2 protein-coding genes are annotated in these 1010 nt (G+C 52.4%); both read right to left on the bottom strand.

Features of this window, described 5'->3' with window-relative positions; translation table 11 throughout:
• On the bottom strand, positions 1 to 301 hold a 301-nt coding region (locus tag NW819_RS10185; protein ID WP_414413667.1), incomplete at its 3' end, for a DUF4388 domain-containing protein.
• 332 nt (positions 302 to 633) lie between these two features.
• A partial coding sequence (locus NW819_RS10180) for an HAD-IC family P-type ATPase (protein ID WP_414413666.1) occupies positions 634 to 1010 on the bottom strand: 377 nt, incomplete at its 5' end.

The following is a 1010-nucleotide window of genomic DNA, read 5'->3' as shown; positions in this document are numbered from 1 at the left end:
CGAGGGCAAAGAGGCTGTAGAGTCCCACCTGCAGTTGATGGCGAAAGAGCTTGGCCAAATCTACGGGCGAGATCAACCCTTGCCGCTGCAGGCAACGCCCCAGAGGCTCCTCCAAGCCCCTAGCGACCAACTGGCTGACCACCTGCTCGTCCACCAAGCCAAAGCGCGTCAGCAGGCTTTCCAAACGATGCTTTTCTTCAGGGGTGAGGGCGGCGACCACCCGACCTTGGTAAAACCAAATCCGCTGAATGCCATTGGGTGCCCAGATGGATAACTGCCCTGCTTTCTTACCCTTTTCCATTAAATGCAACAGGTCGCATAAGGAAAATTCCTGAAGATCTCCAAGCATCGCCATACTTTTGCTCCCTTCACCGCTGCAAGATGCGCTTTCTCAGTATTTTCACGGTTTTTGCTTTGCTAAGTAAGAAACCAGAAGATGCGCTTACAGCTTGGTTTCGGCCTAATCTTACAACCAAATCCTCAAAAGTTAAAGCGGATTAATCTTTTTAATCAAATGTAATCGAAGTTGCCGAATTTTTGGCTTGGACGCAGCGGAAATTGTGTCAGAAGCTCGGTAAAACCTCGGAAGACTTAACGATCGATACTTAGTCATTCGTAATTTTTAACACTTTTTTAGCTGCGGCTACTCGAAGATCTACGGGGTACAAAAGTTCGCCTCAAGAGGAGTGAATTGAGGATTACACTGAGGGAACTCAAGGCCATGAGACCCCCAGCGATTGCCGGGCTAAGCCCAATGCCAAAGGGGGGTAGGAGCACGCCTGCTGCCACCGGGATCCCTACCAGGTTGTAGCCGACAGCCCAGAGGAGATTTTGCTGGATCTTGCGGAAGGTGGCGCGGCTGAGGCGGATAGCTTCCACCACATCCCAGAGGCGGTTGCGCATGAGGATGATATCGGCGGTTTCTAAGGCCGCATCAGTGGCTGAGTGCAGGGCGATGCCCACATCGGCTTGGGCCAAAGCCGGAGCGTCGTTAATGCCATCTCCCACCA

This window comes from Synechococcus sp. R8-2 (assembly GCF_047461715.1).
Taxonomy (GTDB): Bacteria; Cyanobacteriota; Cyanobacteriia; order Thermostichales; family Thermostichaceae; genus Thermostichus.
Note: the sequence above shows the minus strand (reverse complement) of the source record. Positions and strands in the feature narration are given on the sequence as shown.